10 protein-coding genes and 1 pseudogene are annotated in these 14591 nt (G+C 67.7%); 5 read left to right on the top strand and 6 right to left on the bottom strand.

What is annotated here, in order from left to right; genetic code table 11:
- Positions 1 to 45: 45 nt before the first annotated feature.
- From HGB39_RS20820 to HGB39_RS20810, 3 genes are all read right to left on the bottom strand, one after another.
- The gene (locus tag HGB39_RS20820; protein WP_005569713.1) at positions 46 to 1473 is read right to left on the bottom strand and encodes a uracil-xanthine permease family protein; all 1428 of its coding nucleotides are present in this window, start codon (positions 1471 to 1473) and stop codon (positions 46 to 48) included.
- 164 nt (positions 1474 to 1637) lie between these two features.
- Positions 1638 to 3341: a PucR family transcriptional regulator gene (locus tag HGB39_RS20815; protein ID WP_005569714.1), complete on the bottom strand. Its 1704-nt coding sequence runs from the start codon at positions 3339 to 3341 to the stop codon at positions 1638 to 1640.
- 91 nt (positions 3342 to 3432) lie between these two features.
- Complete coding sequence (locus HGB39_RS20810; protein WP_005569715.1) at positions 3433 to 4536, bottom strand: XdhC family protein; 1104 nt, start codon at positions 4534 to 4536, stop codon at positions 3433 to 3435.
- Positions 4537 to 4719: 183 nt separating this feature from the next.
- Here HGB39_RS20810 and HGB39_RS20805 point away from each other — a divergent pair, with 183 nt between their 5' ends.
- Positions 4720 to 5907 carry a CaiB/BaiF CoA transferase family protein gene (locus HGB39_RS20805; protein ID WP_005569716.1) on the top strand — a complete coding sequence of 396 codons (1188 nt, stop codon included), beginning with the start codon at positions 4720 to 4722 and terminating at the stop codon, positions 5905 to 5907.
- A 23-nt stretch (positions 5908 to 5930) separates the two neighbouring features.
- Here HGB39_RS20805 and HGB39_RS20800 read toward each other — a convergent pair whose 3' ends face one another.
- Positions 5931 to 7292 carry an amidase gene (locus tag HGB39_RS20800; protein ID WP_005569717.1) on the bottom strand — a complete coding sequence of 454 codons (1362 nt, stop codon included), beginning with the start codon at positions 7290 to 7292 and terminating at the stop codon, positions 5931 to 5933.
- A 142-nt stretch (positions 7293 to 7434) separates the two neighbouring features.
- On the opposite strand from HGB39_RS20800, the pseudogene HGB39_RS20795 reads away from it, so the two are divergent.
- A pseudogene (locus HGB39_RS20795) lies at positions 7435 to 8601 on the top strand (MFS transporter); the annotation flags it as partial.
- An 11-nt stretch (positions 8602 to 8612) separates the two neighbouring features.
- Here the strand turns inward: HGB39_RS20795 and HGB39_RS39920 are convergent.
- Both HGB39_RS39920 and proS read right to left on the bottom strand, forming a co-directional pair.
- A complete protein-coding gene (locus tag HGB39_RS39920; RefSeq protein WP_005569719.1) occupies positions 8613 to 9458 on the bottom strand; it encodes a hypothetical protein in 846 nt (281 codons plus the stop codon).
- Between the two features lie 141 nt (positions 9459 to 9599).
- The gene (gene proS, locus HGB39_RS20785; protein ID WP_005569720.1) at positions 9600 to 11039 is read right to left on the bottom strand and encodes a proline--tRNA ligase; all 1440 of its coding nucleotides are present in this window, start codon (positions 11037 to 11039) and stop codon (positions 9600 to 9602) included.
- A 286-nt stretch (positions 11040 to 11325) separates the two neighbouring features.
- On the opposite strand from proS, the gene HGB39_RS20780 reads away from it, so the two are divergent.
- From HGB39_RS20780 to HGB39_RS20770, 3 genes are all read left to right on the top strand, one after another.
- Positions 11326 to 11706, top strand: coding sequence for an SHOCT domain-containing protein (locus HGB39_RS20780; protein ID WP_005256028.1), 381 nt, complete (start codon positions 11326 to 11328; stop codon positions 11704 to 11706).
- A 114-nt stretch (positions 11707 to 11820) separates the two neighbouring features.
- The gene (locus HGB39_RS20775; protein WP_005566739.1) at positions 11821 to 12642 is read left to right on the top strand and encodes a class II glutamine amidotransferase; all 822 of its coding nucleotides are present in this window, start codon (positions 11821 to 11823) and stop codon (positions 12640 to 12642) included.
- 304 nt (positions 12643 to 12946) lie between these two features.
- Positions 12947 to 14551, top strand: coding sequence for an MFS transporter (locus HGB39_RS20770; protein WP_005256026.1), 1605 nt, complete (start codon positions 12947 to 12949; stop codon positions 14549 to 14551).
- Positions 14552 to 14591 lie beyond the last annotated feature (40 nt).

The following is a 14591-nucleotide window of genomic DNA, read 5'->3' as shown; positions in this document are numbered from 1 at the left end:
CGTTTCGTGAACTAGTGACAAAACTCACGTCCCACCGATGGCAGATCACGTGAGCTGACCGACCCGATCGGGGGCCGTTCCGTCGTCCGCGGTCGGCTTCGGGGTGTGACCGCCTGCCCCCACGTGGTCGGCGTCCTTCGGGGCGATGACGCGGCACAGGTGGTACATCCCGATCACCACGATCGTGCCGAGCGCGATGCCGCTGAGGGAGAAGCTGTCCGTGAACGTCAGCTCCGTGTCACCGATCGCGATGATCAGGCCGGCGGCGATGGGCATCAGGTTGAGCGGGTTGCCGAAGTCGACGCCGTTCTCCTTCCAGATCTTCGCGCCGAGCAGGCCGATGATCCCGTAGAGCACCACCGTGATTCCGCCGAGCACACCGCCGGGGGTCGCGGAGATGACGGCACCGAACTTGGGGGAGAACCCCAGTAGCATCGCAATGACGCCCGCCGCGGCGTACGCGGCCGTCGAATACACCTTCGTCGCGGCCATGACGCCGATGTTCTCGGCGTACGTGGTCGTCGGGGATCCGCCGACGCTGGTCGCGATGGTGGTGGCCAGGCCGTCGCCGATCAGGGCGCGTCCCATCATCGGGTCGAGGTCGGTCTTGGTGATCTCGGCGACGGCCTTGACGTGTCCGGCGTTCTCCGCGATCAGGGCGATCACACCGGGCAGCACGAGGACGATGAACGTGAGACTGAACGACGGCGCGTGGATGCCCACGATGCCGTTCGCCTCGTCGGAGAACGGCGGCAGCCCGATCCACGACGCCGAGGAGACTCCGTCCCAGTTGACGCGGAAGTGTTCGGTGACCCCGCCGGCGACCGGGTCGTACGACGTGATCATGCCGGTCGTCAGGTCGAGCACCCACGACAGCACGTATCCGAAGAGCAGCGTCAGGAAGATCGCGACCCGCCCGAGGAACCCGCGGAGCGCGACGCTCGCCACCACCAGCACCACCATCACCGTCAACGCGACCCACTGGTCCTGCGGCCAGTAGGTTCCGGCCACGACCGGGGCCAGGTTGAACCCGATCAACATGACGACGGCGCCGGTGACCACGGGCGGCAGGATCTTGAACACCACCCCGCCGCCGAGGAAGTGGATCAGCACGCCGATCCCGGCGAGCACGAGACCCGACACCAGGATCGCCCCCGTCACCTGCGCGGAGGTGCCGCCCTGGGCGCGGATGGCGGCGATGCCGCCGACGAACGCGGCCGACGTCCCCAGGTAGCTGGGAATCCGACCCTTGACGACCAGCAGGAAGAAGAGGGTGCAGAAACCCGACAACATTACGGCCAGTTGAGGATTGAGACCCATGATGATCGGGAAGACGAACGTGGCCCCGAACATCGAGACCACGTGCTGGCCGCCGAGCCCGATCGTGCGACCCCAGCTGAGCCGTTCGCTCGGAGCCACGACCTCCCCGGGCGCGATGGTCTTGCCATCTCCGTGCAGTGTCCAGATAGGCATAGGGGGACCTTTCAGACAGGTGACGGTGCAGGGGTGCCGGCGGCCAGCTTCGATGATGTGCCGCATGTCACAGTTGCACCTCGATAGGAGGGAAACGTTATTACAGCGTCAGCCACCCGGCGTGAGAAGAATCTGCCAGTGCGTGCCCGGCGAAATTGGCAACTTTAGGAATTGATGCCGCGCATCGCCATGATCTTGAGGGCGAGCGACAGGTCGAGGCGCAATTCGGGGTGATCGGTGAACGACCCGAGCATCTTCTCCAGCTTCACCACCCGGTACCGCAGGGTGTTGTAGTGAAAGTGGAGTTGACGTGCGGTTTCGGCGATGTTGATGTTGGTGGCGAGCAGCACCTCGAGGGTGCGCCGCATGTCCTGCGCCTCGGGTGTGTCGGCGGTCAGTTCGCGGAGGGTCTCGGAGGCGAACGACTCGAGTTCCCGGTCGTCCTCGACGAGGCTCAGCAGCCGGTAGACGCCGAGGTCGTCGAAATGCGTCACGGCCCAGGCGCCGGTGATCTGCCGTCCCACCTTCAGCGCGGTTCGGGCCTGGCCGTAGAGGGCCGGGATGCCGTCCACCGAATCCGTCGGCCGGGACACCCCCACCCCGAAGGGCCTGCGCCCACCGCCGCCGTCGCCGCGCACGTACGCGACCAGTTCGTGGACCAGGTTCATCGTGTCGGTGCCGACACCCATCAGGATCACCGTCTCCGTCGCCAGTGCGGTGACGGCGGCGCCCGTGTCCCGGCCCGCGACGGCGCTCGTGAATGCCCGCGCCTGCCGCTCGACAAGCGGCATCCGGGTGGGCATCGACGGCTCGTCCTCACCGACCGGATCGGGTTCGATCACCACGACGACCACGGGACGGTCCAGGTCCCAGCCGAACGTCTTGGCGTGCGCGACGACGTGCTCGTGTTCGCCGCCGCGGCCGAGCAGCAGGTCCCGCACGAAGTTCGCGCGGTGCTTCTCCTCCACCGAGGACACGACGAGTTCGCGGGCGACCACCAGGGCGCACACCGCCGCAGCCTGCTCGACGAGATACAGGTCTTCGCTGCGCAGCGGGTGCCCGGTGCTGAAGTGCACCAACCGCCCGTGATCGATGCCGTTGGCCGAAATCGCTGACACTGCGATGAACTCGTGACCCAGCCGGTGCAGACCGAGCCCGCCCTCCGTCGAATCGGTGCGGACCCGGCCGGTGGAGTCGAGCGCCGCACTCGACGCCAGCCGGTTCAGCTCGGACTCGTCCCCGGCACGGCACAGCTGACGTCCGTCGGGTGTCGTGATCAGCACGGCCCCGCCCAGTTCACCGTGGACGGCGACGGCGAGTTCGGCGAATCCACCGCCGGCCATCACGACGTCGACGAGCACTCTCCGCAACCGGTCCGCCTCGAACACGGCGTCGACCTGCCGGGCCGACAACTCCGCGAGCGCACCCGCCAGCGGGTGTGCCTGCGAGTACAGGTCCTCGACCACGACGACGGGAAGCCCGAGTTCGTCGGCCGCGTCGGACATCTCGGCCGGCAGCGTCGCGGTGGGGTCGTCGAGCCGGACGGCGAGCCCGGAGACGCCCCGCCTGTCGAGCCGGGCGAGAAACGCGTCGATCGGCTCGACCAGCCGGCCGAGAACCGCGGACGTGGTGAGCAGCAACTGTCCGGTCCGGAGCCACGGTCCGATGTCCGGCACCGCCATCACGGCGACGTTCGACACCTCACGCGAGGTGCCGGTCGCGCCGGCGACCAGGGTCGGGGAGACGAGGAGATCGGACACCAGCACGTCGGCGAACGATTGCGGCGCAACGCCCGGACCAGGCCCGTCGCCGGTGTCGGCGGCTGCGCGGAATCCGGGAGCGGAACTACCGACATCCCTCGTCGTCACTGCAACACCCTGCTCACCTGATACGACACTCGCCCCGGACGGCGCGAAAGTGTGACCTTAAGTCGCGACCCGAATACCCGTCAAACGATGGTCACGCGGTGCACTCGAGCGGACGGCCGGTCCCGGCCGGCGCATCACGGTGAATCGGACCGCTCAGCTGCTGGAGCCCCCGCCCCGACGTGCCCCGGGTCGTCTTCATCATCTCGGCGAGGATCGACACCGCGGTCTCCTCCGGGGTGCGGGCACCCAGGTCGAGGCCGATCGGTGAATGCAGCCGCGCCAGCTCCGCCGCGGTCGTCCCTTGTTCGCGCAGCAAGGAGACCCGGCGTTCGTGCGTGGCCCGGCTGCCCATCGCGCCGATGTACGCGGCGTCCGATCGGAGGGCCAGGCCCAGCAGCGGGATGTCGAATTTCTCGTCGTGGGTGAGCACCGCGAGGACCGTCCGGTGGTCGACCGGCGCGGTCTCGAGGAACCGGTGCGGCCACATCACGACGACGTCGTCGGCGTCCGGGAACCGGGCGCGCGTCGCGAACACGGCGCGGGCGTCGATCACCGTGACGTGGTAGCCGGCGAATGCGCCCAGCGAGCACATGGCCGCGGCGAAGTCGATGGCCCCGAAGATGTACATCCGCGGTGGGGGCGCGAAGATCTCGACCATGCACACCGTCTCGGACTGCAGTTGATATACCAGCGACTCACCGGCGTCGAGACGACGGCGGACATCCTCGACACCGGTCTCGGGCAGGTCGAGGTCGCCCGCGAGTGCGTCCCCGGTGATCACGCTGCGCCGGGTCCGTGAACCGTCACCGGTCTCCGTCACGACGGCGATCGACTCACCGCCACGGATCCTTCGGGCCACGTCCGCGAAGTCCGGGAAGTCGCTGCTCCCGATGCGCTGAACGAAAACCTCGATGGTGCCGCCGCACGTGAGACCGACACCGATCGCGTCGTCGTCCGCGACGCAGAACACTTCCGTCCGGCTGCGCCCGTCGGCCAGCACGTCCCGCGCCGTCTCGTACAGCGCGCTCTCGACACACCCACCGGACACACTTCCGAGCACCTCACCGGATTCCGACACGGCCATCGCCGCGCCCGGTGCCCGCGGAGACGATTTCCAGGTGCGCACCACCGTGGCGAGGACGAAATTCTCGCCGCGGTCGAACCACGCTTCCAAGCCCGTCAGGATGTCGCGCATCGTCTCGTACTCCTCGGGTGATTCGTCGGGAACCTCACGCTAACCGGTGGCGACCGGCGGCCGCGGCACACAATGCGCCGAAATCCCCAGCGGCCGCTTGTGCATTCTCGCCATCGCTATCGTTCGGCGTCTCCGCAATTCTCGGACGGTCCCCCTTCCTTCACAGAGAACCGAGGATCCACCATGAATCAGTTGCTCAACGGGATCCGGGTCCTCGACCTCACGCGGGCCCTCGCCGGTCCGCTGTGCACGGCACTGCTGTCGGATTTCGGCGCCGACATCATCAAGGTCGAGGCCCGTTCCGGTGGCGACAGTTCCCGGCAGTGGCCGCCGTTCGACGGCAGCGACAGCCTGTACTTCGCGTCCGTCAACCGCGGCAAACGCTCCGTCGCACTCGACATGCGCAGCGAGCAGGGCCGGAAACTGCTGCGCCGCATGGCCGTCGACGTGGACGTCATCGTGGAGAATTTCCGTCCCGGCGTCCTCGCGGACATGGGACTCGACCAGGAGTCGCTCGCCGAGGACAATCCCGGGGTGATCGTCATGAGTGTCAGCGGTTTCGGCCCGACCGGACCCGAGCAGTTCTCACCGGGTCTCGATCAGGTGGCGCAGGGCATGTCGGGTCTGATGTCGGTGACCGGCGCCGGCGACCACACGCCGATGCGCGTCGGCGTCCCGATCATCGACACGGTGTCCGGTATCTATGCGGCGCTGGGCATCACGGCGGCACTCGTGTCCCGGGGCAATGACGGCGCCGGCCATCACGTGCAGACGTCGCTGCTCGAATCGGCCCTGTCGATCATGTCGTTCCAGGCGCAGAACTACCTGAGCACCGGACGCGTCGCGGAACCGAACGGAAACACACATCCCACCATCACGCCGTACGGCACGTTCGACACGGCCGATTTCCCCATCATCATCGCGACCGGCTCGGACCGGCACTGGGTGTCGCTGTGCCAGGTTCTCGGGGATCCCGAACTCGCCGACCGGCCCGAATACCGCACCGGCCAATCACGACTCGCACACCGCGATCGGCTCACCAAGGAACTTCTCGAACTGCTGTCGGTGCGGCCGGCCGCCGAATGGGTGACGTCGATTCGCGCGGCGGGCATCCCGTGCGGTCCCGTCCACACGATCGATCAGGCCTTCGCCGACCCCCAGGTGCAGGCGCTGAAGATGGTGCAGCCGGTAACCGCGCCGGACGGCGGTGAAGTGCCACTGGTCCGGGGTCCGTTCTGGGTGGACGCCGAGACCCTGCCGATCCGGAATGCGCCGCCGATGGTGCTGGGGCAGGACACGGCCGAGGTGCTCGGTGAATTCGGGCTGAGCGACGAAGACATCGAGGGCCTCCGGCGCGACCGGGTGATCTGACACCCGCGTCGGCCGTGGTCGCCTCACAACCGGGCGGCCACGGCCAACGCCACGTGCTCGCACCACGGCCGCGCGACGACCTGCACGCCGATCGGCAACCCGGACCGGGTGATTCCCACCGGAACGACGACGGACGGCAGACCCGTCACGCTGATCGCGCGGCAACTCGCCAGGGCCTGAGACCACGTGAGCGACTGCCCACCGACGTCGAACACTTCGTCGCCGAGCGGCGGCGCCGGGATCGAGGCGACGGGAAGGACGAGGACGTCGCCCATCTCGCCGAGCAGTCGGTGCACGAGTTGCGCTCGCTGCGCCCACAGACGCTCGACCAGGCGCCGGTCCACGTCCCGCGCGGCGGCGAGCATCGTGGCGATGTTGTTTCCGAAGTCTGTGCCGAGTTCGGTGATGTCGGTGTGGGTTTCGACCGCACGCAACCTGCCGAACAGATCGGAGCCCTCCGACAGCGCCCCGCCCTCGTACGGGCGGGCACCGAGATGTCGGGCAGCACCGGCAGCGGCCGCGGCGATCTCCTCGCCGACGGGCACGGTGCCCTCACCGGGCGCCCACGTGATGTCGAGGCGTGAGAGGTCCACCGAAGCCGGGTCCGTCCAGTGATACTGCCGGGACGAGAGCACCCGCAGCACGAGCGCCGCGTCGTCCAGGGTCCGCGCCATCGGACCGATCGTCTGCAGCGTGCCGTGCATGGTCGCCGGATTGGTCAGCACGTGATCGCCCGACGGGACGCCGGGATACTGTCCGTCGGGGTCCACCCTGCCGATCGTCGGGCGCACCGAGCGCAGCCCCGTGCAGTGGGCGGGCCAGCGCACCGAGCCGCCGAAGTCGGTGCCGAGACCGACCACGCTCATCCCGGACGCGACCGCCGCCGCCTCGCCGCCGCTCGACCCACCAGGTGAGCGGGGAACACCGTCGGGCCGGAGCGGATTCACCGTGTACCCGAACAGGTCGTTGTGGGTGAGCCCGCTGGCCCCGAACTCCGGGGTGTTCGTCTTCCCGACGAGAATCGCGCCGGCCGCCCTCATCGCGGCCACCGCGGGCGCGTCGACACGCGGCACGTTGTGCTCGAGCGCGCGCGACCCCGCCGTCGTCCGGACACCCGCGGTCGCGATCAGGTCCTTCACGGTGAACGGGACCCCGGCCAGCGGACCGACGTCCTCCCCTCGGCCGATCCGGGTGTCGAGGTCGTCGGCGGCCCGGATCGCCTGATCCTCGGCGACGGTGACGACGGCGTTCAGCTCCGGGTTCCGGGCCTTGATGTGCGCCAGGTGGTCGTCGAGCACCTGACTCGCGGAGACTTCCCGGTTCGTCACCGCGCGGGCGATCGTCCGCGCGTCCGAGCCGACCCAGCTGCCGTCGTTACCCCACACATGTCCTCCTCGGCTCGTGCTCAGGGGTCGACGCTAGACATCCCCACACCCGCCGCACACGGCCAGTGTGCACAGGAATGCGTCGCCCGAGCTGTGAAGAGTTGATACTTCGCCGCGCTACGGGCTCTGGGAGGATCAGGTGATGCTCTCGCCCTGGGTCCGCCTCGCCGCCGCGCTGTTCGCGGTCAGCTGGGGTGCCAACCAGTTCGCCCCGATGCAGCTCGTCTACCGCGAACATCTCGGTCTCGGAAACGGCGCCTTCACCGCGATGCTCGCGTCGTACGTCGTCGGGCTGGTGCCCGCCCTGCTGTACTTCGGCCGCGTGTCCGACCGGTTCGGCCGGCGCGCGGTGATCCGCCCGATGATCCCCGTGGGCATCGTCTCCTCGCTCGTGCTCATCGCGGGCGCCGCCGTCCCCGACCTGCTCTATCTGGGCCGGGTGCTGGCCGGACTCGCCTCCGGCATGGCGTTCGGCGCCGGAACCGCCTGGATGAAGGAACTCAGCTCCACCGCGCCCGCCGGGGCGGGTGCACGCCGCGCCGCCGTGTCGTTGTCCGCGGGATTCGGCTGCGGGGCCCTGTTCGCCGGCGTGATCGCGCAGTGGCTCCCCGCCCCCGAACTGCTCCCGTACCTGGTGCACGTCGCGTTGATGGTCGGTGCCCTGGCGCTGGTGTGGGCTGTGCCCGACGTGCGGGTCCGCGCCACCGACCTCACCGCCAAACCCCTGTCGGTGCTGGCGACACCCCAGTTCCGGTGGGGCATCGCCCCCTGGGCGCCGTGGGTGTTCGGTGTGGCGACCGTGTCGTTCGCGATCCTTCCGCCGCTCGTCTCCGAGTCGCTGCGCTCCACGTCGGTGGCGTTCACCGGGCTCATCGCGGCGCTGACCCTGATCACCGGGGCGGTGATCCAGCCGTGGGCCAAACGGTGGTCGCAGCAGGACGACGCCGCCGCCGGGGTCCGGGTCGGCATCGCCCTCGGGGTGCTGGGCTTCGGCGCCGCGACCGTGGTCGCATACACGGACGGTGCGCTGTCCGTCGCCGCGATCGTCGTCGCGGCGTTCCTCCTCGGATCCTGCTACGGCATCCTGCTCGGTTCCGGTCTCGCGTCCGTCGAAAAATTGGCACCCGCAGACGAACTCGCGCAGACCGTCGCGGTGTTCTACTGCCTGATCTACATCGGCTTCGCAGTCCCGTTCGTCATCTCACTCCTCGCCCCGCACCTCGGCTACGCCACCTGCTTCGTGGGGGCGGCACTGCTGATGCTGCTGTCCGTGGCAGTGGGCCGGAGGGTGAAGGACCGGCACCTCACCTGGGGAGGGTCCTACCGTTCGGTCGCGCCGCACTCGCCGCACGCGGGCACCAGCGCCTCACTGCGCGGCCGTGGCGCACCGGCCCGCGACCGCACCGGGAGCAGCGGCGGCCACGGCCAGTGCTGGCCGAGGCGGCCCCGGGCGCGCAGGAAGCCGAGGCCGAGCACGAGCCCGAAGATCAGGTGCCCGACCAGCGACAACGTGATCGTCGTCGGCGTGAGCGGAAACATGTCGTGCTGTCCGTGCGGCGACAGGGCGACCGTTCCGATGAGCCCGACCCACACCGGGAACACCGCGAAGGTGACGAACGCGAGGAGGACGACACGGCGCGACCGATGCTGGAGGCCGAGTGCGAGGGCGATGAGGAAGAAGGCGATTCCGATGCCGCCGCCGTCGCCGAGGTACCGCCACAGGTAGCCGACGATCGCGCCGGTCCGGGTGTCGGTTCCCGAGTGCAGCCACGTACCCATTTTCGGAATGAAGTCGCCCCACATCCCGAGCAGATACACGGTGTCGAGGCGGAAGACGTCGTAGGCCAGACACGCGAACATCCCCCAGCCGAGGCCATGGCCGACGATGCGGTCGATCGGGTGCGGAGCGAACACGCACAACACGGCGAGGGTGGCGGCGAGCGGAATGATCACCAGCGCACCGGTGGCATTCATCGGCACGACGCCGAACACCTGCGCCGAGATCGCGAGCAGTGGTAGGGAAGCGAGCAACAGGTACAGGCCGATCCGGGCGAAGGCCCAGTGGTGCCGGACCTCTTTGTGGACGGATTCGACAGCGGGCATGGCGGCGCCCGGCGGATCGTGTTCGTGAACGTCGGGGACGGTGGTGCCGAGGATGCGGGGCATAGCGGGGTTCCTTTCGGTCGAGGGCCGTCTCTCTCCGAGTGGTCAGCTTTCGAGATCCCCAGCGTCCGTCGAGTACCCGGCATGCGAATAGTCCCCCGAGGGGTGGCGAAAGCCACCCCTGCACACACCGTGTGCGCCCCGTCAGTAGGCGCGCCCGAAGATCACCCGCCTGCCGTACGCCGACGCCGCGCCACATTGCACGCACACACCTGTCTCCGGCTCGCCGCCGAGGGGAACACATCGCGGGGTGGCAGCGGCGAGGGACTTGATCTCCTCCTCGCACGCGGCGATCCCGCAGTGCAGTGCCAGTGCCCACCCCGTCGAGACCGCGTCCGCGAAACCGTCCCAGTTGTCGACGGTCCGAGTGTGGCTGTCGCGGAACGCGGTCGCACGAGCGAGAAGGAAGGCCTGAAAGTCGTCCAGGACCCCGGGCATGGTCTCGGGCAGGGAGTCGATCGGCACGGACTGCTTGCCGTCGTCGCCGAGCCGTTTCACCATCATCACCGTGCCGGCCTCCAGATCTCGCGGCCCGAGCTCGAGCCGGACCGGGACGCCGCGCAACTCCCACTCGTTGTATTTGAACCCCGGGGTGAGCTGGGGGCGGGCATCGACATGGGTCCGCACCCCAACCGACCGCAGGCGGCGGGCAAGCTCGTCGGCCGCTTCCTCGACCGCAACGTTGCCGCCACGGGTGATCGGCACGATCACCACCTGGTGGGGCGCCAACCGCGGCGGGAGCACCAGGCCCTTGTCGTCGCCGTGAGTCATGACGATGCCACCGATCATCCGGGTGCTCATACCCCACGATGTGGTGTGACACAACTCCTCTCGTCCCGACTCGCTGGTGAAACGGATGTCGAAAGCCGACGCGAACTTGCTGCCCAGGTAATGCGAGGTGCCGGACTGCAACGCACGGCCGTCACGCATCATGCCCTCGATCGTGTACGTCGCCACGGCACCCGCGAACCGTTCACCGGGCGTCTTCTCGCCCGGAACGACCGGGATCGCGGCCAACTCACGTGCCACCTCACGATAGATGTCGAGCGCCAGCATCGTCTCACGGCGGGCGGCAGCCTCGTCGACGTGCGCGGTGTGGCCCTCCTGCCACAGAAATTCTGTGGTGCGCAGAAACATTCGCGGACGCAACTCCCACCGAACCACGTTCGCCCACTGGTTCAACAGCAGCGGCAGGTCGCGGTGCGAGCTGATCCACTTGGCCATCATCTCGCCGATGATCGTCTCCGACGTCGGCCGCACCACCAGCGGTTCTTCGAGTTCCTTCCCGCCGGCATGGGTGACCACCGCCAGTTCCGGGGAAAACCCTTCGACGTGTTCGGCTTCCCGGCCCAGATAGCTTTCCGGAATCAGCAACGGGAAGTACGCATTCTCGTGACCGGTGTCCTTGATGCGGCGGTCGAGTTCGGACTGCAACAGTTCCCACAGCCGGTACCCGTACGGTCGGATCACCATGGTGCCCTTGGCCGGACCTCGATCCACAAGGCCGGCCTTGAACACCACCTCGTTGTACCAGGCAGCGAAGTCCTCACTCTGGGCTGTCACACCGCGCTCATCCCGTGCCATGCCAGCACAGACTACTCGGGCGGATCAGCCGTTTCACCGTCCGCGGCCGAGTCCGATCGCAAGATGCCCGGAGTACTTCGCCGAGATTCCGGTCGGCGTCGTCCAGTGGTCACCGCGCGCGGGCTGGATCGACCCCTCGCTTGCCCCGGCGGCCGTGATCTGCGCAAAACCACCAACCAAAGGCGCCCGGGAGGTGGATGCTTGCTTCGTGAACGTGCACGTTTGATTTCTGCTCCGCACCCAGGCAGCCCATATGCGCGGCCGCCGCACTCGAAGGAGTCACACCATGTTGGATTCATTCTGGGACCTGTTCTGGTACACGCTGATGGTGTTCGCGTTCGTCGCCTACCTGATGATCCTGTTTCAGGTCCTCGGTGATCTGTTCCGCGACCGCGGCATGTCCGGTCTCGGCAAGACGCTGTGGATCATTTTCCTGATCGTGCTGCCGTACCTGAGTGTGTTCGTCTACCTCATCGCCCGGGGCCGCGGCATGGCGGAGCGGCACCTCGAGGCGCAGAGCGCGGCGAAGCAGGCGACCGACCATTACATCAGGGAGGTGGCCGGGAAGTCGGCTGCCGAACAGATCGCCGACGCGAAAGCACTGCTCGACGCCGGCACCATCACCCAGGCCGAGTTCGACACCCTCAAGGCAAAGGCGCTCACCTGACACGCGCGGCGCAAAACGGCAGGCAGGCGACGATCCGGTGCGGCGAGAACCGGTGCCCGTCGGGGCTGTCGCAGACAGGGTCGGCTCTGCTTGAATTGATGTATGTGCCGGTGGATGGCGTACTCGGGTGAGCCGATCCTCGCGGAAGACCTGCTGTTCCGCCCTAAACATTCGCTGATCGATCAGAGTCTGCACTCGCGTCTCGGAGCGACGACCACGAATGGTGACGGGTTCGGGGTCGGCTGGTACGGCGAAGGCACCGAACCGGCGGTGTACAAGAGCATCGAACCGGCCTGGAACGACAGCAATCTGCGGGAGATCACCAGGCAGGTGCGAACGCCGATGCTGCTCGCCCACGTGCGGGCCTCGACCGGGACGCCGGTGCAACGCAGCAACTGTCACCCGTTCCGGCACGGGCAGTGGTTGTGGATGCACAACGGCGCGCTGCGCGGTTTCCACGAGATCAGACGCGAGTTGGTGATGGCCGTCGACCCGGCCCTGTTTCCCGACATCGAGGGGTCCACGGACTCCGAAACCTTGTTCTTCCTCGCCCTGACGTTCGGTCTCGTCGACGACCCCTTCGATGCCGTTGCGCGCGCGGTCGGCTTCGTCGAAGATGTGGGCCGCACGCACGGGGTCGAGGATCCGGTGCAGATGACCGTCGCGACCACCGACGGTGCATCGCTGTGGATCTTCCGCTATTCGAGTGAGCGGCAGTCGAGGTCACTGTTCTTCTCCACCGGCATCGCGAAGCTGCGCGCCCTGCACCCGGAGGTCGAGGTACTGCACCACCTGGGCGAGGAGACCCGTTTCGTGGTCTCCGAGCCACTCCGCGACCTCGAAGGTGCGTGGAACGAAGTGCCGGAATCCTCGGCCGGGGTGGTCCGGCCCGGCGACGACGAAATCCGGCCGTTCGAACCGATCGCACCGACCTGAGTTCGCGCAGCGCCGAGACGACCACCTGATTGCACGATATCCGTTGAGCCGACCGACCGACATCGACAATGGCGCCTCCGAGTTTTGCGTGGCCGGTGCCCCGCCGGGTTCTTTGTTCTCTAGGTAGGTCGCCCCCACACATGAGACACTCGGTGTTGCGGGATGGACGTTGCGATCGCGTCTACCCCATTCCCACCCGGGCCCGAGGACCTGGGCGGGTGTGCGCCCAGGAGGTGGCCGTGACGTCTTGGGTAGCTCGCCGTGGATTGCCGCCCTACACGACAGCCGGGACGGTGGGTCTGCGATGACCGAAGGACCGACGACCAGCGATCCCTCCGAGAAAGCAGTGGGCCCTTCCCGCCTGCTCGGACTCCTGCTGGCGATGGCGATGTTCGTGCTCGTCGTCGACACATCGCTGATGAACGTGTCGATCTCGTCGGTGGTTCGCGACCTCGACACGACCGTCAGCGGCGTCCAGGCGGCGATTGCGCTCGAGGCGCTGGTATCTGCCGCATTCATCCTGATCGGTGGCAAGGTCGGCGATCTCATCGGACGCAAACGGGCGTACGTGCTGGGTCTGCTCGGCTACGCAGTCGGTGCGTCGGCGATGGCGCTCGCGCAGAGCCTGACGGCGATCATCATCTTCTGGGCCGTACTCGGTGGAATCGGCGCGTCACTTCTGCTGCCCGCCATGCAGTCCCTCATCCACGGCAATTTCGAAGGAGCGGCCCAAAAGAAGGTCTACGCCCTGGTCGGGGCGGCGGCCGCGATCGCCGCCGCCGTCGGACCGCTGCTCGGCGGTTTCATCACCACCTACCTCTCGTGGCGCGTCGGGTTCGTGCTCGAGGTCGTCATCATCGCGGTCGTGCTCTCCGGCATCAAACTGGTCCGCGATGTGCCGTACACGGGACCCCGGGTGATCGACCTGGTGGGGGCGGCCCTCTCCGTTCTGGGCATGGGCGGGATCGTGCTCGGAATCCTGGTATGGCAGGAGGGCGGCGAATCCGTCGGTGCGCTCCTGATACTCGGTGCGATCGCGATGGCCGGACTGACGTACTGGCTCGTGCGGCGCAAACGTCAGGGGAAACCGACACTGCTGGACCCGGATCTGTTCCACTCCAAGGTCTTCCGACTGGGCATCACCGGGCAGATGCTCCAGCAGATCGCCCTGGGCGGCACGATGATCGCGCTGCCGATCTACCTGCAGATGGTGCTCGAATACAACGCGATGCAGGCGGGATTGTCCCTCGCACCCCTCTCGCTCAGCATGTTCGCAGTGGCGGTGCTCGCGGGCAAGAAGGCGGGCGACCGACGCCCGAGCAGCATCATCCGCTGGGGATTCGTGCTTCTGACGATCGGGATCGCGGCGCTGATCCCGATCGTGCCGCGGGCCGAGTTCGGCTGGGGCCTGGTGATCCCGTTGGTGATCGCCGGATCCGGGTTGGGGTTGCTGGTGTCCCAGCTCAACAACTACACACTGGCACCGATCGAGGAAGAGCGGATCAGCGAGGCCGCCAGTGTCAATTCCGCGGCAGGATCGTTCGGGCTCTCGTTCGGGCTGGCGTTCGCCGGCGCCATCATGCTGGCAACGCTGTCCCTCACCTTCACCTCGATGGCGGAATCGAGCACCGTGCTCCCGCCGGCAGAGCAGCAGCAGGTGGCGCAGGTGCTCGAGGACGATGCCGAAGTCATGAGCAACACCCAGCTCGAACAGCTGCTCGTGGACCAACCCCCGGAGATTCAGGACGAGATCATCCGCATCAACACCGACGCACGACCGCTCGCCCTGCAAATCGCTTTGCTCATCCCCATCCTCGCCGGTCTCATCGGGCTGTTCAACTCGTTCCGCATGAGGCGCATACCGGAGCCCGCAGCACCGCCTTCCGGCCAAGGGCCAGCGGGGGACTGACTCGCATCTCCCCACCTGGACAGATTCTCGCCGCCGCAGG

The sequence above is a fragment of the Rhodococcus opacus genome, assembly GCF_012396235.1.
Taxonomy (GTDB): Bacteria; Actinomycetota; Actinomycetes; order Mycobacteriales; family Mycobacteriaceae; genus Rhodococcus_F; species Rhodococcus_F opacus.
The sequence above is the reverse complement of the archived record's forward strand: the minus strand, read 5'-3'. Positions and strand labels throughout refer to the sequence as shown.